At 73.7% G+C, this 19,077-nt stretch carries 17 protein-coding genes; 2 read left to right on the top strand and 15 right to left on the bottom strand.

Annotation, left to right across the window (positions count from 1 at the left end; genetic code table 11):
- Nucleotides 1-41: 41 nt before the first annotated feature.
- The 13 genes from G514_RS0120940 to G514_RS28155 all read right to left on the bottom strand — a co-directional run bounded on the left by G514_RS0120940 (nt 42) and on the right by G514_RS28155 (nt 13,577).
- Entirely contained in the window at nt 42-722 is a 681-nt protein-coding gene (locus tag G514_RS0120940) for a response regulator (RefSeq protein WP_028653340.1), read from the bottom strand.
- Between the two features lie 112 nt (nt 723-834).
- Entirely contained in the window at nt 835-1,446 is a 612-nt protein-coding gene (gene hpf / locus G514_RS0120935; RefSeq protein WP_028653339.1) for a ribosome hibernation-promoting factor, HPF/YfiA family, read from the bottom strand.
- Between the two features lie 166 nt (nt 1,447-1,612).
- Nucleotides 1,613-2,326: a ComF family protein gene (locus G514_RS0120930; RefSeq protein ID WP_051247954.1), complete on the bottom strand. Its 714-nt coding sequence runs from the start codon at nt 2,324-2,326 to the stop codon at nt 1,613-1,615.
- 103 nt (nt 2,327-2,429) lie between these two features.
- A complete protein-coding gene (locus tag G514_RS0120925) occupies nt 2,430-4,169 on the bottom strand; it encodes an LpqB family beta-propeller domain-containing protein (protein ID WP_028653337.1) in 1,740 nt (579 codons plus the stop codon).
- Nucleotides 4,166-5,833, bottom strand: coding sequence for an MtrAB system histidine kinase MtrB (gene mtrB / locus G514_RS0120920; RefSeq protein ID WP_036565917.1), 1,668 nt, complete (start codon nt 5,831-5,833; stop codon nt 4,166-4,168). Before mtrB ends, G514_RS0120925 begins: the two co-directional genes overlap by 4 nt.
- 13 nt (nt 5,834-5,846) lie before the next feature.
- The gene (mtrA, locus tag G514_RS0120915; protein WP_051247951.1) at nt 5,847-6,563 is read right to left on the bottom strand and encodes an MtrAB system response regulator MtrA; all 717 of its coding nucleotides are present in this window, start codon (nt 6,561-6,563) and stop codon (nt 5,847-5,849) included.
- A gap of 216 nt (nt 6,564-6,779) precedes the next feature.
- Nucleotides 6,780-8,237 (bottom strand): adenosylhomocysteinase, encoded by a 1,458-nt coding sequence (ahcY, locus tag G514_RS0120910; RefSeq protein WP_028653334.1) that lies wholly within the window; start codon nt 8,235-8,237, stop codon nt 6,780-6,782.
- Between the two features lie 153 nt (nt 8,238-8,390).
- A complete protein-coding gene (locus tag G514_RS0120905; RefSeq protein ID WP_028653333.1) occupies nt 8,391-9,332 on the bottom strand; it encodes a DUF808 domain-containing protein in 942 nt (313 codons plus the stop codon).
- Between the two features lie 10 nt (nt 9,333-9,342).
- Entirely contained in the window at nt 9,343-10,503 is a 1,161-nt protein-coding gene (locus tag G514_RS28160) for an acyltransferase family protein (RefSeq protein ID WP_051247949.1), read from the bottom strand.
- Nucleotides 10,504-10,563: 60 nt separating this feature from the next.
- Nucleotides 10,564-11,595, bottom strand: a complete 1,032-nt coding sequence (locus G514_RS0120895; protein ID WP_028653332.1) for an SIS domain-containing protein — start codon at nt 11,593-11,595, stop codon at nt 10,564-10,566.
- A gap of 12 nt (nt 11,596-11,607) precedes the next feature.
- The gene (locus tag G514_RS30015; protein ID WP_084152279.1) at nt 11,608-11,784 is read right to left on the bottom strand and encodes a Trm112 family protein; all 177 of its coding nucleotides are present in this window, start codon (nt 11,782-11,784) and stop codon (nt 11,608-11,610) included.
- Nucleotides 11,784-13,169, bottom strand: a complete 1,386-nt coding sequence (locus G514_RS0120885; protein WP_028653331.1) for a phosphomannomutase/phosphoglucomutase — start codon at nt 13,167-13,169, stop codon at nt 11,784-11,786. The genes G514_RS30015 and G514_RS0120885 overlap by 1 nt, the downstream gene beginning before the upstream one ends.
- A 30-nt stretch (nt 13,170-13,199) precedes the next feature.
- Complete coding sequence (locus tag G514_RS28155; RefSeq protein ID WP_036565908.1) at nt 13,200-13,577, bottom strand: DUF3499 domain-containing protein; 378 nt, start codon at nt 13,575-13,577, stop codon at nt 13,200-13,202.
- A gap of 85 nt (nt 13,578-13,662) precedes the next feature.
- Here G514_RS28155 and G514_RS0120875 point away from each other — a divergent pair, with 85 nt between their 5' ends.
- Complete coding sequence (locus tag G514_RS0120875) at nt 13,663-14,100, top strand: metallopeptidase family protein (protein ID WP_028653330.1); 438 nt, start codon at nt 13,663-13,665, stop codon at nt 14,098-14,100.
- A 6-nt stretch (nt 14,101-14,106) separates the two neighbouring features.
- Entirely contained in the window at nt 14,107-14,502 is a 396-nt protein-coding gene (locus tag G514_RS30010) for an EF-Tu/IF-2/RF-3 family GTPase (protein ID WP_084152278.1), read from the top strand.
- 18 nt (nt 14,503-14,520) lie between these two features.
- On the opposite strand, the gene G514_RS0120865 is transcribed toward G514_RS30010, so the two are convergent.
- Together G514_RS0120865 and G514_RS0120860 are read right to left on the bottom strand one after the other, a co-directional pair.
- Nucleotides 14,521-15,891 carry a DUF5719 family protein gene (locus tag G514_RS0120865; protein ID WP_157545091.1) on the bottom strand — a complete coding sequence of 457 codons (1,371 nt, stop codon included), beginning with the start codon at nt 15,889-15,891 and terminating at the stop codon, nt 14,521-14,523.
- Nucleotides 15,888-18,806, bottom strand: coding sequence for a glycosyltransferase (locus tag G514_RS0120860; RefSeq protein ID WP_169576529.1), 2,919 nt, complete (start codon nt 18,804-18,806; stop codon nt 15,888-15,890). The genes G514_RS0120865 and G514_RS0120860 overlap by 4 nt, the downstream gene beginning before the upstream one ends.
- Between the last annotated feature and the right edge of the window lie 271 nt (nt 18,807-19,077).

The raw sequence follows: 19,077 nt of genomic DNA, 5'->3' as shown, positions 1-19,077 counted from the left end.
CTCGCGGGGGTGTCCAGCCAGCAGCTCGCGGGGGTATCAGGTCACGGCAGGTCGAGCAACTTCTCCTTGACGGCGTACATGACTGCCTCCATGCGGGAGTGCAGCTGCAGCTTCTCGAGGATGTTGCGGACGTGGTTCTTGACGGTGTTCTCGGAGATGAACAGGTCGCGGGCGATCTCGCGGTTGTTCATGCCCTTCGCCACCAGGCGGAGGACCTCGAGCTCGCGGTCGGTCAGGCGCAGGCCGGGCACGTGCTCGCGCTCGGGGCGCGACATCTGCTTGAACTCGTCGATCAGCTTGACCGCCATCGACGGGCTGATCAGCGACTGGCCGTCGGCCACCACACGGATGGCCTGGGCGACCTCCTCGATCGAGGAGTCCTTGAGCAGGTAGCCCGAGGCGCCGCTCTTGACCGCCTCGTAGAGGTCGGCCTCCTCGTCGGAGACGGTGAGGATGATGATCTTGGCCGACGGGACGGCTTCCTTGATCGCCAGGCAGGCCTCGATGCCGGAGCGCTTCGGCATCCGGATGTCGAGCAGGACGACGTCAGGCGCGGCCGTCGCGGCCAGGCTGGTGCCCTCCAGCCCGTCGCCGGCCTCGCCGACGACCTCGACCCCCGGCTCGGCGGCAAGAAGCATCGTCAGCCCCCGCCGGAACAGCTCCTGGTCGTCGACGACCAGCACCCGGATGGGCTCCGGGTCCCCGTGCTTCGTGTCCACCACCCGCGCATCATGACACGACTGGGCGGTGTCACGGGCACGGACGGGGCATACGGGCGGCCCGCCGGGTGACCCACATGGGCCAACCCGCGCAGGTCCCGCCCCTGGGGGCGCACTAGCTCAGGTCGAGCGCGATGACGCCGTAGTCGTAGCCGCGGCGGCGGTAGACGACCGACGGCCGGTCGTTCTCCTTGTCCACGAACAGGTAGAAGTCGTGGCCGACCAGCTCCATCTCGTAGAGCGCCTGGTCGAGGGTCATGGGGGTCGCCGGGTGGACCTTCTCGCGGACCACCAGCGGGCCGTCGCCGGTGACCTCGATCGGCCCGACCTGGCGCTCGTGGACCTCGTCGTCGGCGTCGACCTGCGGCGCCTCGTCGGCGTCGGCGAGCGCCTGCCCGACCGACACCGGCGCGTGCCGGCCGTGGTGGACGCGCCGGCGGTCGGCCGCGCGCCGCATCTGCGCCGCCATCTTGTCGAGCGCGAGGTCCAGGGCCGCCATCTTGTCGGCGGCGGCGGCCTCCGCGCGGATCACCGGGCCCTTCGAGAACGCCGTGAGCTCGAGCCGGACCGCGCGGTCACGCTGGCGCGGGTTCGGTTCGCAGTCGACCTCCACCTGCACGCGCATGATGCGGTGGTCGTGCTTCTCGAGCCTGGTCAGCTTCTCCTCGACGTGACTGCGATACCTGTCGCTGATCTCGCAGTGGCGGCCGGTGACCACGACATCCATGTGAACCTCCCGTTTGGCGTTGCTCGGTCGGACCAGGAGACGACCTGAGAACGGAAGAGCCCGGGGAGTCCCCCCGGGCTCATCGTCCTCGGGTGGTCTCCATGCATCGACGGTACGCGGCCACCCAAGGACGGGGAAGGGACTTGCGGCCTCTTTCGGGAACCCCTCAGCCCGGGTGTCCAGCCGGTGAGATCCGACGGGGCGTGGCGGCCACGACGGCGACCCGCACCACGTCGAGGCCGGCGACCTCGAGTGCGCGCTGGGCCTCGCGCGCGGTGGACCCGGTGGTCAGCACGTCGTCGCAGACCACCAGCCGCGCCGGGCGCCGCTCGAACCCGGCCCGGCGTACGGCGAGCGCCCGGAGCCGCATCGACCCCCGCAGGTTGGCCGCCCGCTGGGCCGCGTCGAGGCCGGCCTGGTCGACGACGCCGGCGCGCAGGCGGAGCAGGCTCGCCACCCCGACGTCGAGCCCGCCCCGCCGGAGGAGCCGGGCCGCCCGGAGCGTGACCGCGCGGGTCGGGTCGTGGCCGCGCGCCCGCACGGTGCGCGGGCGCGACGGCACGGGGACGAGCACGACCCGGCCCCCGCGCGGCAGCTCGCACGACACCGCCGCGGCCAGCAGGCTCCCGAGCGGCCCGGCCAGCCCCAGCAGGCCGCGCTCCTTGAGACCCAGCACCATCGCTCGCGCGGTGCCCTCGTAGACCGCGGCGGCCCACGGCTCGACGAGTCCCGCGGGGACCGGGGTGGGCCACGCCGGGGTCGCCGCGGCCGGCAGCTCGTCGCGGCAGCCCGGGCACAGCAGCCGGCCCGGCCGGGCGCAGCCGACGCACGCGCCGCCGAGCAGCAGGTCGAGCGCACCGTCGCGCACGGTCCCGGTCACCGCTCCATCGAAGCCGCCCGCGCCCGGCGCCGGGCGAGACCCGGCCGGGTCGGTGGACAGCCGCACCCGACGGCGGGCCTGTGCACGGCTCGCGGAGCCCGGCTCAGCCGACGTAGTTGAGGCTCTCCACCTCGGGATCGATCGTGACCGGGGTGCCCTGCGGGTCGTCGAGGTCGATGAGCGCGCCTCGCGTGAACGCGTAGCTCGTCTCGTCCGGGACCGGCGTGCCGGCCAGGGCGAGCACGTCGCCCTCGACCGGGACCGCGAGCGAGTCGGCGCCCTTCGCACCGTCGACCGAGGCGCTGCGGACCTGGAACACCGTGCGGGAGCCGGGGAGGATCACCAGGCTCGTCGGCGAGCGCCACGCGATGTCGCGGATCTGGCCCGTCGGCGAGGCGTCGGTGATCGGCTCGGCAGCGGTGGCGCCGGCGACCAGGCCGTCGCCGGTGGTGAGGAGGCGGCTGACCACGACCCGGTCCACATCGGCGCTCTCGCGCACCACCGCGACGAGTCGCGACCCGTCGGGCGACACGAGGAAGTCCTTGACGTTCTCGCCGCTGATCCCCGACACGTCGAGGGTGTGCACCTCGCCGCCGAGGACGTAGCTCACGACGGCGCCACCGCGGCGGCGGTCGATCTCCCACAGCCTGCCGCTGAAGTCCCAGGCGGGGCGCAGCAGGTCCTGGCCGTCGCTGATCAGCCGCGTCGCCGGCGACCCGTTGGCCTTGACCGGGGCCAGCCAGAGCGTGGTGCCGGACGCCGAGACGCCGGCGGCCTGCTCGGCCCGGAGGTCGGCGGCCACGCTGCGCAGCACGTAGCCACCGGAGCCGAACGGGCCGGTGACGGTCTGGAGGTTCTGCGGGCTCCCGCCCACCATCACGCCGCCCCTGACCCCGAACAGCAGGGTGCTGGAGCCGGCGACGTACGGCGCGTACTCGTGACCGTGGTTGACGCTGAACTCCGAGCTCTGCCCGGGCAGCTGGACCTGCCGGCCGTCGATGGTGACCTGGAAGCGGTCGATGGACGGCTCCTGGCGCAGCGTCCAGGCGAGCTGGGAGACGAGGAGGTCCGCCTGCTCGGGGGACGGGGGCAGCACGTCGCCGGTGTCGCTCCTCAGCACCACCCGCGCGACGCCGTTCGCCGAGACCGGCACGGAGATCGAGCGCAGGTCGGGCGGCAGGTAGCCCACCTCGGACAGCTCGCTCGAGGGCCCCTGGAGGAGACCGTTGACCAGCGACGAGGCGAACTGCCTGCCCTTCGGCACGAACACGGGTTCGGGGACGAGGATCGCGGCCGAGGGGTCGAAGAAGTAGAGCGCGACCTGGCGGAACCGCTGGTCGAACCACGACCGCGTCACCATGAGGTAGGGCGGCGGCTGCGAGATCCGCCACTCGTTGTCCCTCAGCTCCATCGGGAACGGCACCGTCGCGTCGTCCGAGGTGACGCGGCCGAGCCAGGCGCCGCGCTCGTCGATCCTGTAGGCGTCGGCCATCCGCGCCTCGGCCAGGCCGCTGCTGAGCGGGGTCCGGACGGTGTCGTAGATGACCATCCCCGAGGGCTGCCAGTCGGCCGCGGCCTCGTCGGTCAGGAACTCGCGGGCCACCGAGGTCCGGATCGCCGGCGTGGCCCGCATCGCGTAGAGGAACCCGCGCAGGATCTCCTCGCGCGAGTCGCCGGGCTTCGGGCCCGGCGGGTCGATGCTGGCGGGCTCGTCGTCGCGGTTGGAGCCGTTGGACGTCGTCTCGTGGATCGGGCCGTGGTCGGGCATGGTCAGCCCGCCGCAGGCCGAGAGGAGGAGGCAGGCGGCGACCACCACGGTCGCGGCGGGCCTGCGGCGCCTCACCGGACCGGCTCCGGTGCGTCCTCGGGGACGAGCGGCAGCGGGCTCTGCCGCAGCGACCCGCCCACCCGGCGGGGCAGCGTGAGCCGGAACTGCGACCCCTCCCCCGGTCGGCCCCAGGCCTGCAGCCAGCCGCCGTGCAGGTGGGTGTCCTCCATCGAGATGGAGAGCCCGAGGCCGGTGCCGCCGCTGGTGCGCGCGCGGGCCGGGTCGGCCCGCCAGAACCGGTTGAAGACCATCGCCGACTCACCCGGGGCCAGACCGACCCCGTGGTCGCGCACGGCGATCGCGGCCGCCTGGTCGTCGCCCGCGACCCGGATCACGACCTCCGCGGTGTCCTCGCGCGACGGGTCCGGGTGAGCGTGGTCGATGGCATTGGTGACGAGGTTGCGCACCACGCGCTCCACCCGCCTGACGTCCGCCTCGGCGAAGCACGGGTGGTCGGGGGCCTCGACCCGCAGCCGCACGTTCCGCTGCTCGGCCAGGGCCCGCGTGGTGTCGACGACCCGGTGGGCGACGTCGACGAGGTTGACGTCGTCGGTGTCGAGGACGGCGGCCCCCGCGTCGAAGCGGCTGATCTCCAGGAGGTCGACCAGGAGCGTCTCGAACCGGTCGAGCTCCATCTGGAGGAGCTCGGCGGCGCGCGCGGTGCCCGGGTCGAAGTCGCCGCGTGCGTCGTGCAGCACGTCGCCGGCCATCCGCACCGTCGTGAGCGGCGTGCGGAGCTCGTGCGAGACGTCGGAGACGAAGCGGCGCTGCACCCGGCTCAGCTCCTCCAGCTGGCGGATCTGGCGCTGCAGGTTGGAGGCCATCTGGTTGAACGACGTCGCGAGGCGGGCCAGGTCGTCGTCTCCCGAGACGCGCAGGCGCTCCTGGAGCCGGCCGGCGGCGAGGCGCTCGGCGACCCGGCGGGCCATCCGCACCGGCGTGACGACCTGCCGGGTGACCAGCCAGCTCACCCCGGCCACGAGGACCAGCAGCAGGACGCCGGCGGTCAGGAGGGCGCGGGTGACCAGCTCCATCGTGGCCTGCTGCTCGTCGAGCGGGAACAGGAAGTAGATCGTGTAGGTGCTGCCGTCCGCGGGCAGCTGCACCTGGGCGCCGACCGCGATGCCCGGCTCGCGCGCGACGATCGTGCCGTCGCCGTCGGTGCGGACGATCGTCGTGTAGGTCCACGCGTCGCGCGCACCCGGCTCGTCGAAGCGCCGCTCGAGGGAGAACGGCACGCTGGCGGCCGCGAAGTGGCTGCTGCGCTCGGTGCCGCCGTCGGCGATGCGGACGCCCTCCCCCACGGGGCCGGCCACCACGACGCCGTACCCGCGCGTGCTGCCCCGCTGGATGATGAGGTCGGTCAGGTCGCTGCGCTGCACCGAGGGGTCGGCGTCCTGCCCCGAGGCGGAGCCGAGCAGGCCGTTGGCCTCCTGCACCTCGTCGGCCACCTCGCTCGTGACCGCCTCGACGCGCTGGTCGAGCAGGCCGTCGCGCGTCTGCTGGAGCAGCAGCCAGCCGACCGCCGCGATGACGACGGCGGTGAGGATGACCGTGCTCGCGACGACCCGGGCCTGGATCGAACGGCGCCAGAACGTCAGCCCGCGCCGGAACGCCCCGGGGAGCCGACGCGGCGGGTGCCCCGAGGTGCGGGGGCCTCGAAGGAGGCGGGCGCGCAGCACGGCCGTCGTCTCAGTACGCGTTGCCGGCCTTGTAGCCGACGCCCCGGACCGTCACCACGATCTCCGGGTTCTCGGGGTCGTGCTCCACCTTCGACCGCAGCCGCTGCACGTGCACGTTGACCAGCCGGGTGTCGGCGGCGTGCCGGTAGCCCCAGACCTGCTCGAGCAGCACCTCGCGGGTGAACACCTGCCACGGCTTGCGCGCCAGGCAGACCAGCAGGTCGAACTCCAGCGGCGTGAGGTTGATCGGCTCGCCCTTGCGGGTGACCGCGTGACCGGCGACGTCGATCGACAGGTCGCCGATCGCCAGCGACTCCTGCGCGGCGCGGTCGTTGCGGCGCACGCGCGCCCGGATCCGGGCGACGAGCTCCTTGGGCTTGAACGGCTTGACGACGTAGTCGTCGGCGCCGGACTCGAGGCCGACCACCACGTCGACCGTGTCGCCCTTCGCGGTGAGCATGACGATGGGCACGCCCGACTCGGCCCGGATCTCCTTGCAGACGTCGATGCCGTCCTTGCCGGGCAGCATCAGGTCGAGCAGGACCACGTCGGGGCGGTACTCGTGGAACGCCTCCATCGCGAGGTCGCCGCGGGTCACGACCCGTCCGTCGAACCCCTCCTGGCGCAGCACGATCGTGAGCATCTCCCCGAGCGAGGCGTCGTCGTCCACGACGAGGACCCGACCCTTGGTCGCGAGGTCCGTCGCCGCTCCGGCGTGCTCAGCCATGCCGCAAGTGTGCCCGTCGAACGCAGTTCGACAAGCGTTGACCCGGCACAAACTTGTCCGGAGGAGCGAAGCGGGGGAGGAAAGTTTGCGCCGGGTCAACGCACATGGCACCCGACCGAGCCGCGGCAGAGACGCGCGAGCACACCTGCTCGCGCACCCCATGACACACAGGAGCCCGAGCAGCGAGGCTGCCCGGGCTCCTGTCTTTGCCTGTGTCTAGTACCTGTACTGGTCCGCCTTGTAGGGACCCTCGACCGGGACACCGAGGTACGACGCCTGCTCGTCCGACAGCGTCGTCAGCTTCACGCCGAGCGCGTCGAGGTGCAGCCGGGCGACCTCCTCGTCGAGGTGCTTGGGCAGCACGTAGACGCCGGTGGGGTACTCCTCGGTCTTGGTGAAGATCTCGATCTGGGCGAGCACCTGGTTGGTGAAGGAGTTCGACATGACGAACGACGGGTGGCCGGTCGCGTTGCCGAGGTTCATCAGCCGGCCCTCGGAGAGGACGATGATCGAGTTGCGCTCCCCCGAGTCGTTGGGAGGGAAGGTCCAGACGTCGACCTGGGGCTTGACGTTCTTGCGGGTGGCGACGCCGTCAGCCTCGAGGCCGGCCATGTCGATCTCGTTGTCGAAGTGACCGATGTTGCCGAGGATCGCGTTGTGCTTCATCCGCTTCATCTGGTCGACCGAGACGACGTCCTTGTTGCCGGTCGCGGTGATCACGATGTCGGCGACGTCGAGCACGTTGTCGAGGGTGTCGACCTGGTAGCCGTCCATCGCGGCCTGGAGTGCGCAGATCGGGTCGATCTCGGTGACGATCACGCGGGCGCCCTGGCCGCGTAGCGACTCCGCGCAGCCCTTGCCCACGTCGCCGTAGCCGCAGACGACCGCGACCTTGCCGCCGATGAGGACGTCGGTGGCGCGGTTGATGCCGTCGATGAGCGAGTGTCGGCAGCCGTACTTGTTGTCGAACTTCGACTTGGTGACCGAGTCGTTGACGTTGATGGCCGGGAAGAGGAGCGAGCCCTCCTTCATCATGTCGTAGAGACGCAGCACGCCGGTGGTGGTCTCCTCGGTGACGCCCTTGATCTCACCCGCGATGGGGGTCCAGCGCTCCTTGGTCTCGGCGAACGACGCGTTGAGCACGTCGAAGATGACCTTCTGCTCGTGGCTCTTGGCCGAGGCCGGGTCGGGCGCGACGCCGGTCTTCTCCATCTCGACACCGAGGTGCACGAGCAGGGTCGCGTCGCCGCCGTCGTCGAGGATCATGTTGGCGAAGCTCGGCTTGCCGTCCGTGGTGGGCCACATGAGGATCTGCTGGGTGCACCACCAGTACTCCTCCAGCGTCTCGCCCTTCCACGCGAAGACCGGGACGCCGGCGGGGGCGTCGACCGTGCCGTTCGGGCCGACGGCGACGGCGGCCGCGGCGTGGTCCTGGGTGGAGAAGATGTTGCAGGAGGCCCAGCGCACCTCGGCGCCGAGGGCGACCAGCGTCTCGATAAGGACGGCGGTCTGGATCGTCATGTGCAGCGAGCCGGCGATCCGGGCGCCCGCGAGCGGCTTCGAGTCGCCGTAGCGCTCGCGCATCGCCATCAGGCCCGGCATCTCGTGCTCGGCGAGGGTGATCTCGGTGCGGCCGTAGTCGGCCAGGTTGAGGTCGGCGACCTTGAAGTCCATGTCGTGTCTCCTGGGAACGGTGGAGTCAGGTCTGCGCCGCGCATCTGCGCGTAGTTGGGATCTCCCACGCGGACCCCGAAAGCGTAGGGCTGCCGCCGCCCGAAGACGGAATCCTCGGCGTACCCCAGGTCACACCCGGGGTCCTCGCCGAGGTCAGTGGTCGGCGGCCTCCGTGCCGCGTCGCGGCAGCAGGTGCGCGACGCTCACCACGACCGCTCCGACGACCAGCCCGATCGCCGCGGAGACACCGGTGTTGACCAGCCAGCCGAGCACCGCCCCGATGCCGCCGACGGCGTCGTGGACGCTCTCCTCCCAGTGGTGCACGTGCTCGTACGGCGCGTGCCAGCCGATGTCGTCGGTGCCGACCAGGAGGATGTGGCCGCCGACCCAGATCATCGCCGCGACGCCGACGACCGAGAGCGCGGCGAGCAGCCTCGGCATGGCGCGCACGAGGCCGCGCCCGATCCGCTGGGCCGCCGCCGAGGAGCGCTGGGCGAGACTCAGCCCGACGTCGTCCATCTTCACGATCACCCCGACCACGCCGTAGACCAGCGCGGTGATGGCGATCGCCACCACCGCCAGGATCAGCGCCCGCGGGACGAACGACGCGTCGGCGACCTCGTTGAGCGCGATCACCATGATCTCGGCCGACAGGATGAAGTCGGTGCGGATCGCGGACGCGACCATGGCCTCCTCGGCCTCCGGGCCGGCCTCGGCGGCGAGCTCGTGCTCGGTGTGGCCGCGCAGCCGCTCCCACACCTTCTCGGCCCCCTCGTAGCAGAGGTAGGTGCCGCCGAGCATCAGGATCGGTGCGAGCAGCCACGGCACGAACTGGCTGAGCAGCAGGGCCGCGGGCAGGATGAAGAGCAACTTGTTGCGCAGCGAGCCCCGGGCGATGCGCGCGATGATCGGCAGCTCGCGCTCGGCTGCCATGCCGTGGACGTACTGCGGCGTCACGGCCGTGTCGTCGACCACCACACCGGCCGACTTCACGCTGGCCCGGCCCGCGGCCGCGCCGATGTCGTCGACCGACGCGGCGGCCATCCTGGCCAGCGTGGCGACGTCGTCGAACAGGCCGAACAGCCCGGCACTCATGGGCTGAAACCTACCGAGCGACCCCAGTCCCCACCGCCGCCGCCCTCTCCGCCCGGGCCTGCTCGGCGATCGCCTCCTCGACGGCCGCCTCCTCGACGACGACCGCGATCTGGTCGGCCTGGGCCGGCGCCTCGGCGAGCCGCACTGCCTCCTTGACCCGTCGCTCGGCGGTCGCGAAGGGGTCGACGGCGTGGGTCAGCACCTTCGCGACCGGCGGCCAGGCGAGCACCAGCGCGAGCCCAGCGGCGGCGAGCGTGGTCAGCGGGAGGGAGAGCCAGGCGTGCTCGTCGGCCCAGCTCATGTAGCCGGCGTACGCCGCACCCTTGATGACGAAGCCGTGGAAGAGGTAGACGACCAGCGTGGCCGCGCCCATGCGGGTGAACCAGCCCGCGATGCGCGGCACCAGCGCCACGAACGACCAGGCGCCGAGCATCCCGATGGTGATCAGCGCGGCGCGGGTGAGCAGGGCCCGGCCGTCGCTGACGTCGAGCTCGCCGTACTGCGAGCGGTAGTAGAGCCACTCGGTCTGCGCGAGCTGGTCGGTCCACGTGGTCAGCACCGCGACCGCCGCGAAGTAGACCACCGCTGCCTTGCGCACCCAGGGCGCGCGCAGCCGCTCCATGGCGTCCTTGGTCGACACGAGCCCGAGCACGAAGAACGGCAGCAGGCCCAGGACGCGGGCGACGTCGAGCGTGTCGCCGGCGTACAGCCCCGCGACGAGCGAGACCACCACCGCCGTCGAGATCGCCACGAGGGTCGGGAGCCGCTTGAAGATCGGGGTCATCAGCCGCCAGAAGAACAGCGCGGCGAGGTACCACATCGGCCAGTGCGGGTCCTGGAACAGGTCCTCGAGCTTCTCGCCGCCGACGTAGATCCGGAACAGCGCCAGCGCGCACTCGAAGAGCACGTAGGGCACCACCAGGGTGCGCACCAGCTGCCAGAGCCGCCGCGGCTCGTAGGTGAAGGAGCGCGAGAGGTAGCCGGTCACGAACACGAACGCCGGCACGTGCCAGGCGTAGAGGAAGTCGTAGAGGTGGTCGTTGAGGGCGGAGTGCGGCAGCAGCGTCCACGCGTGCCCCACGACGACGAGCAGGACGAGCGCCATCTTGGCGTTGTCCCACCACGGGTCGCGGGTCTTCGCGACAGGCGGTGCGCTGGTGCTGACGGCCACGAAGAGGACGTACCCGACCGACGACTCCCCGACACCCCCCGGGGCAGTGCCGGAGGGCGGTCACTCCTCGACGAGGCCGACCCGCAGGTACTCCGCGCCGTAGGTGCCCGAGAGGAGGAGCGAGGCGTAGCGCGCGACCTCCGACGGCGCGTCGGTGCTCACGGTCTCGACCCGGACGCCGCGCGAGGACGCCGCGGCCAGCAGCCGGCCGCGCTGCTCCCTGACGACGGGCTCCTCCGACCCGTCGTCGAGGACCAGCAGCATCGGCCGCGGGTCGGACTGGCCGCCGGCGAACGGGTCGTCGAAGACGTCGCGCTGGCGGGCCGCCTCGAGCACGGGCAGCAGGTGCTCGGCGTCGCCGGCGAGCGCGGTGCGCCCGCTCGCGCGCCGGATCGACTCCGCCACCCGGCGCGCGGCCCGCGCCGCCAGCACGGTGCCGCCCCAGACGAGCGGGTTCGCGTCGGCGAGCGCCAGGGCGAGCATCTTGGCCGGGTTGACGGCGATGTCGCGGGTCGGCGAGCAGGCGATCGCCACCTCGTCGAGGGCTTCGGCGACGGGCTCGGGCTCGGCGGCGGGCCCGAGCTGGACCTGGTCGAGGTAGGCGAGCACCACGACCGCGGTGGCGAGCTGGTCGCGGGTGACCGTCGGCAGGATCGTGCTCCAGCGCCCGGCGGCGTGCTCGGCGACCATCGAGGTGGGCGGGCAAGCGACCACGACCTGACAGCCCCGGCGGATGGCCTCGGCCACGGCGGACGCCGTGCCGGTGTCGGAGCCGTCCGGTGCCAGCACGACGACCAGGTCGAGGCTGCCGGCCCAGCCGGGCAGCGCCGGACCGGGCCAGGCCACGAACGGCACCGGGCACCAGGGCTCGAGCACCGCGCGCAGCAGGCGCGAGTCAGGCCCGGCGGCGATCACCGCGCGCGGGCGGCCCTGCTCCGCGGCCCGCGACACGGCCTCCTCGGTCGCGGCGGCGGCCTCGCCGGCCTCGCGGCGTACTCGCGCGCCGGACTCGGCCAGCGTGCGCAGCCGCAGGTCGTGGGCGGCCAGCGCGGACTCGTCGTCGAGCCGCGACTCGTCGAACCAGGTGACCACGGGGACCCGCGCTCAGCCGGGGCGGCGGGCTTCGTCGACGAGCAGCACCGGGATGTCGTCGCGCACCGGGTAGGCCAGGCCGCACGCCTGGCACACCAGCTCACCCCCGTCGTCGGTCTCCACCGGTGCCAGGTCGCCGTGGCAGTCGGGGCAGACGATGATCGCGAGCAGCTCGTCGGAGAGGTTCATCAGTGGTCGTCCTTCCGGATCAGGGCCAGCACATCGTCGCGCACCCGCTCCATGATGGCGCGGTCGCGGCCCTCGACGTTGAGCCGCAGCAGCGGCTCGGTGTTGGAGGGCCGCAGGTTGAAGCTCCAGTCGGCGTGGCTCACGGTCAGGCCGTCGAGGTGGTCGACGGTGACGCCGTCGCGGTCGGCGTACGCCGCGGCGACGGCGTCGGTGACCGCACGGGTGTCGGCGACCTCGGAGTTGAGCTCGCCGCTGAGCGGGTAGGGGTCGTAGTCGGCCATGAGCTGCGACAGCGGCTGGTCGGTCTCGGACAGCGCGGCGAGCGCGTGCAGCGCCGCGAGCATGCCGGAGTCGGCCCGCCAGAAGTCGCGGAAGTAGAAGTGGCCGCTGTGCTCGCCACCGAACACGGCGTCGGTCTCGGCCATCGTGGCCTTGATGTAGGAGTGCCCGACGCGGGTGCGGACCGGGACGCCGCCGAGCCGGCGGACCAGCTCGGGGACGGCGCGGCTGGTGATGAGGTTGTGGATCACGGTCGCGCCCGGCTCCTTGGCCAGCTCGCGGCTCGCGATCAGCGCGGTGAGCGCGGACGGCGAGACCGCGGCGCCGCGCTCGTCGACCAGGAAGCACCGGTCGGCGTCGCCGTCGAACGCCAGACCGAGGTCAGCACCCTCGCTGACCACGCGCTCCTTGAGATCGCGCAGGTTGGCCGGCTCGATCGGGTTGGCCTCGTGGTGGGGGAAGGTGCCGTCGAGCTCGAAGTACATCGGCACGAGCTCGACCAGCCCCGCCGGGAGCCGCTCGAACACCGCTGGGGCGGTGTGGCCGGCCATCCCGTTGCCCGCGTCGGCCACGACTCGCAGCGGTCGCGAGCCGGTCATCGGGACCAGGGAGACCAGGTGCTCGGCGTAGGCCTCGAGCAGGTCGAGGTCGCGCACCTCGCCACCCCGCCCGCCGACCGCTCGCGGCGTGACCACCAGGTCTCGGATCTCGTCGAGCCCGGACTCGCGGCCGAGCGGCACGGCGTCGGCGCGGCACAGCTTGATGCCGTTGTACGCCGCCGGGTTGTGGCTGGCGGTGAACATCGCCCCCGCGACGCCGAGGTGGCCAGAGGCGAAGTAGAGCATGTCGGTGGAGGCCAGGCCGATCATCACGACGTCCGCGCCGGCCTCGGCCGCCCCGTCCGCGAAGGCGCGGGCGAGCCCCGGCGAGCTCGGCCGCATGTCGTGGCCCACGACGACGGTGTCCGCACCCGTGACCTGGGCGTGCGCCCGGCCGGTCGCGCGGGCGAGGGGCTCGTCGACCTGCTCCGGCACCAGCCCCCGGACGTCGTAGGCCTTGAAGACCGCCCGGACGACGTCCGGGTCGACGCCGGTGGGTTCCGCCATGCGCGAGACCCTAGTCGGGCGCCGACGGGGTCAGTACGCCGAGTCCTCGTCGTGCGTGAGCACCCGCAGGTGGCCTCGACGCAGCGTCTCGCGCGAGCCGTGCTCGGTGGCCGGCGGCGCCGTCGCGGCCGGCACCGGGCGGGCCGCCTCGCGGACCGCGTTGGCGAGCGCGAGCAGGTCGTCGTCGGACGGGCCGCGCGGGGAGATGTCCGAGATCAGCCGCAGGACCTCCCAGCCGCGCGGGGCCGAGAGGCGCTCGGCGTGCTGGTCGCACAGGTCGTAGGCGTGCGGCTCGGCGTACGTCGCGAGCGGGCCGAGGACCGCCGTCTGGTCGGCGTAGACGTAGGTGAGCGTGGTGACCGCGGGACGGTCGCACGCGGTGCGCGAGCAGCGCCGGGAAGGGCTCACGAACTGGACGGTACCGCCGGTGCGGCTCGGCGTCGTCGAGGCGCGCTGACCGGTTCGCGCGACTGACACCACTACGCTCCTGCAGGTGGACCACCGCACCGCCAGGCCCTCCCGGCGCCGCGACCGGCGCGGCCGCGGGATGCGCGGCCCAGGTGTCCTGCCACGGCTGCCCGGGCACCCGGAGCTGCCGACCCCGCGGCAGCGGTTCGACGACCTGGCGCTGGGCATCGTGACCGGCATCGACCAGCGCTGGCAGGACCAGCTCGGGCTCGTGGAGTACGCCGTCGAGGATGCGCCCCAGCTCCCCGACGACTGGGAGACCGACCAGGTGCCGCTCGCCTCCCTCGTGCGCGGCAGCGGCGCCACGCCGACCCGGCTGGTGCTGTTCAGGCGCCCCATCGAGCACCGCGCCGAGACCCGCGCCGACCTCGAGGCGCTCGTCCTGACCGTCGTGGTCGAGCAGGTCGCCGAGCTCCTCGGCATCGACCCGGAGCGGGTCGACCCCCGCTACGAAGGAGAGTAGGACGCGATGGCGTGGTGGCCGTTCGGCAAGAAGGTGGATGACCGGAGCGTCGAGGCCCTGCTCGAGGAGGCGAACGCCGCCAGTCCCACCGGCGCGGGTGTCGCGGCGACGGCCCCGGCCGGGACGCCGGGCGACGGCTCGTTCCGGATGACGGTCGAGGACGTCTTCTCGATCACCAACCGGGGCACCGTCGTCACCGGTCGCGTCGAGTCCGGGACCGTGCGGGTCGGCATGGCCGTCGACGTCGTCCGCGACGGCGGGGTCGCGTTCACGACGGAGGTCACGGGCGTCGAGATGTTCCGCAAGGTCCGCGACACCGCGACGGTCGGCGACCACGTCGGCCTGCTCCTCGAGGGGCTGGGCAAGGCCGACCTCCACCAGGGCGACCTGGTCCAGGGCTGAGGCTTCCGACCCGCGGGGTCAGGGCGCGCCGGGGCGGACGTCGGGCACCAGCCCGGTCAGCACCAGCTCGCGCAGGGGGACGACGGCGGTGCCCGCGCCGTCGAGCCGCACCGCCGCGCGCACCGTGGTGCCGGTCGGGGTCACCGTGACCAGGACGGCCTTGTCCGGCAGCGTGACGTCGGCGCCGGCGTCGGGAGCGAGCCCGACCTCCTGCTGGTCGAGCTGCTTGCCGCGCGCGGAGTACGCCGTCACGGTCGCCGTGCCCGTCCCGCTCGCGCCGGCGAGGAGCACGTGCTTCGGCCCGGTGGGCAGCACCGCCGCGGTGAGCGCGTCGACCACCGGCGCGGTCGTCAGCAGCGACAGGTCGTCGTGCGCAATCTGGCGGAGGGTCGAGGTCACCGGCCCGTTCGACTCGACCAGCAGCCCGATCGCGTCGTCCTTGGCGGCCTGCGCGAGCACGTCGTCGAGCGAGACCGCCTCGGTGGAGTCCGGGGCGACCCGGACGTCCTCGACACCGGTGGGTGCGTAGGTCGAGGTCGGCGTCACGACGGAGAGCGTGGCGCGCACCTCGTCGGCACCCGGGTTGGCCAGCACCAGCGTCCGCCCGCCGGCACCCTTGGAGAGACCGAGGAGCAGGCTCTCGGTGGCGGGCTCGGCCTGCGCCGGCAGCCAGTCCTGACCCGCGGCTCCGGAGCCGAGCTGGTCGTAGGCGTCGACGACGTGCACGGCGAGCCGACCGCGGCTGGTGTGCACCTCGAGCGCGAGCTCGGCGCGGTTGGGCACCACGGTCCCGAGGTCGAGCCGGACGCTGCTGTGGCCGGGCACGGAGACGCCGCGGAGCGCGGGCACCTCGAGCACCCCGCCCGGCGAGCGGACCGTGACGTCGGCGATGGCTCGGCCGGCGTTGGGGTTCACCAGCTCGAGCACCGAGTCGTGGGTCGCGTCCGCGCCCACCCCGGTGAACCACTGGCCGGCCACCGGCGGAGCGCAGTCGACCGCGGCGAGCGGCGCCGACTGCGAGCGTCCGGCGACGAGACCGGGGGCGAGCTCGCCCGCACCGGTCACCACCGTCGGCCCGGCACCTGTCTGCGCGAGCGAGACCCGGCGACCCCGGACGGGCAGGGGGACGGACTCGGCACCGAGCCCGGCCTGGACGTCGCCCTCGAGCGTGGCGTTCGGGTCGGCCCCCACCACGGTGACCCCGAGGGTGTCCGCCCCGCTGCCGGCCAGCGCACTCGGGCACACGACGGACGCCGAGGTCAGCGGCGTCTCGACGGGCGCCCCGCCCCCGGGCTCGGAGCGGTCGGGGTGCAGCAGGAGCAGCGCCAGCGCGCAGGCCGCGGGCAGCAGCACCGCCAGGACCACGTCGGCCCCCGGTCGGCGCCTCATCGCCGGCCTCCTTCACGGTCGGTCGACGGCGCGCACAGCACGAGCACGGCCACGATCGAGACACCCTGGAGGACGAGCAGCGCGACCCGCCACCACGAGCCGGGCCCGTCGAGGTCGCTCGCCGAGAGGGGCAGGTCGACCTGCCACGCGCGGGTGCTGCGGTCGTCGGCGCTGGCCTGCTCGAGACCGGCGGTCGCGTCGAGGGCCGCGGCGACCTCCCCGTCGGCCGGCGCCGGCAGCACGACGTACTCGATCCCGCGCGAGGCGAGCGCCGCCACGGCGTCGGGCGTCGGTCGGGCGGCGAGCCCCTGGACGAGCGCGGTGAAGCCGCGGTCCTCGCTGGTCAGGTCGAGCACCTCGTCCTCGCCGGTCGTGATCCCGTCGTCGCGGCGTACGGTGTAGCTGAGGCCGTCGTCGAGCGAGCCGCGGACGACGAGGATCCCGTGCTCCGCCCCCTGCTCCGAGCTCTGCACCATGTACGCCGGGATGCCGGCCTCGCGGTCGTCGGTCAGGTCGTCCCCGCCCTCGGTGACGAACCAGACCAGCCCGCCGAGCGGGGCGAGCACCGCGGCCGCGGCCAGGAGCGCGACTACTCCCCGGAGCACGCCGCCGGGCCGCTCGACACCGAGGGCACCGAGGACGACGGCGGTGACCATCGCGGCCTGCACGAGCAGCAGGAGGAACCCCAGCCCCGGCGGCGTCGACAGCGCGGCGAGGTCCAGGGTGACCGAGCCCAGCGCCACGGCCGCGACGACCGCCAGCAGGGCGACGAGCCAGCAGATGAGCACCGGGATCCGGGTCCGCCTGGGCACCAGCGCGAGCACGGCCAGCGCGGGCGGGACCACGCCCAGCCACCAGGGCGCGCCGACCTCGTGGAACCGCCCGAGCCCGAGCTCGACGCCGTCGGGGGTCGGCACCGGGAGCAGCCCACCGTCCAGCAGCAGCCCCTCCCCCGCGCCGTGCACCAGGGCCGGCAGCCACCACGGCGCCAGGAGCACCGGGACGACGAGGAGGGCGACCACCGGCGGCCCCCACGCCGAGCGGTCCCGGCCGATGCCGGGCAGCAGGGTGAACGCGAGGAGCACCACCACGACGCCCACGAGCGCGGCGACCACCCACGCCAGCGGCGTGCCGCAGCTGACGAGCGCGAGCAGCAGGCCGGTGCGCCAGGCCGCCCGCCAGCGCCGGTCGGCCTCGGGGTCGGCGAAGCCGAGGGCGGCGTGCGCGAGCCAGGGCAGCAGCGCGGCCGACAGCACCGGCGCGAGGCTGCCCTGCCCCCAGGCGCCGGAGACGACCGGCACCAGGGCGTAGGTCGTCGCGCCCCACAGGATCAGCCAGCGGTTCGCGCCGGCCGGGGTCGCGAGCCGGCCCGCCACGCGCAGGAACCGCCACGCGCCCCAGAGCGAGAACGGCACCGCGAGCACGAGCACCGCCGAGACCGCGGCTGCCGGGCTGCCTCCGACGAGGGTCGAGAGGAGGGCCATCGGCAGCACGTACGGCGGCGCCGGCACGGCGGTGCCGAGACCGAGCTCGTGCCAGGAGGAGAGGTGGAGCGACCACCAGTCGTGCCAGTGGTCGGGTGCCGGCGAGAGCCCCGGGCCGGAGACGTGCCCCACGGCCGACCGGGCGCCGACCAGCATCGCGAGGACGGTCAGGGCCAGCAGCACGGCGACGGGGTTGGTGAGGAAGCGGGCCACGATGCCGAAGTCCTCGACCACCTCCTCCTCGTCTTCGAGGCGCTCGCGCTCGGCCGTGCGGCGCGCGGCGAACGACGAGGGGTCGCGCTCCGCGGCGGCCGCCCGCCGACGCTCGGCGACGTCGGCGGCCGAGTGGGTGAGCGCGGTCGCGAGGTCGCTGACGGCGTCGAGCGCGTGCCGGTAGGGGAGCCAGCGCGGCGCCAGCAGCGACTTCGCGGCCTCCGGCTCCGCGGTGGCCGCCGCGCGCCGGACGCGGCGGGCGGCCAGCAGGCCGCCGGGGTGGGACACCACGGAGACGTAGGCCGCGAGGTCGTCCAGCGCCTGCCCCGGCGAGCGGACGGCGAGGAAGCCGAGCATCCGCACGAGCGTCCCGAACGCCAGCCGGACCGCCTGCCACGGCCAGACGCGGGACCGCGAGTTGGCGAGTAGCGTGAAGAGCGCCGCGCGGCGTTCCTGGTAGTGGGTGTGCCGGCCGGTCAGGGGCGTGCGGCGCAGCCCCCGGTGCGCGGCCTCCGCGTGGAAGACCACCGCCTGCGGCACCGCCACCGTGCGGTGACCGGCCGCGGCCGCGCGCCAACCGAAGTCGAGGTCGTTGCCGAAGACCGGCAGCTCGTCGTCGAGACCGCCCAGCTCGTCGAGCACGCGCCGGCGCACCAGCATCCCGGCGGTGTTGACGGCCAGCACGTGGCGCGGCTCGGAGTACTGGCCCTGGTCGTACTCACCCCGCTCCAGGCCCGTCTCGCGGCGGCCGGTGCCGGAGATCGTGACGCCGAGCTCGAGCAGGCGCTTCAGCGAGGGCCACTCGCGCAGCATCGGGCCGAGCACGTCGGCGTCCGGGTCGTCGGCGGCACCGGCCAGCAGCGCGAGGAGCGCCTCGGGGTGCGGGCTCGAGTCGTCGTGGAGCACCCAGACCCACTCGGTCGGCGAGCCGAGCTCGTCGAGAAGCGCGAGACCGGCCCGCAGCGCGGCGGGGAACCCCGTCGAGGACGGCACGGTGACGACGTGGTCGGCGCCGAACGCGTCCTCGAGGAGACCGGCAGACGCGTCCTTGCTGCCGGTGTCGACGCCGACGCGGTGGTCGATCGGTGCGAGCTGCGCGGCCAGCCCCTCGAGGACCGTCGGCAGCCAGCGCTCGCCGTCGTGGCTGACGACCACCACCGACACGTCCTCGCGGCCGCGCGCGGTCAGCGGCGCATGGCGAGGATCAGCGGCGGACACGATCGTTGAGCGTAGGGGGCACGGCCAGACGGCTCGAAACGGGCGGCCGCTCGAGGCCGTACTACGGAGGAAGGACGCAGCCACAGCCGCCGAGCGCCAGCGAGCCGGGCGCGGGCCCTCGTCCGGGCCAACGCAACAGGAGCGATGGGAGCGAAGCGACCGGTAGTTCCGAGCGAAGCGAGGCGCCCCGCGATCGGCCTCCGGGCCGTGGCGCCTGCGCCGCAGCGAGCGCCAGCGAGCCAGGCGCCGCGAAGCTGGCGCCACGGACTGG

The organism is Nocardioides halotolerans DSM 19273, assembly GCF_000422805.1.
GTDB classification, from domain to species: Bacteria; Actinomycetota; Actinomycetes; order Propionibacteriales; family Nocardioidaceae; genus Nocardioides; species Nocardioides halotolerans.
Note: the sequence above shows the minus strand (reverse complement) of the source record. Positions and strands in the feature narration are given on the sequence as shown.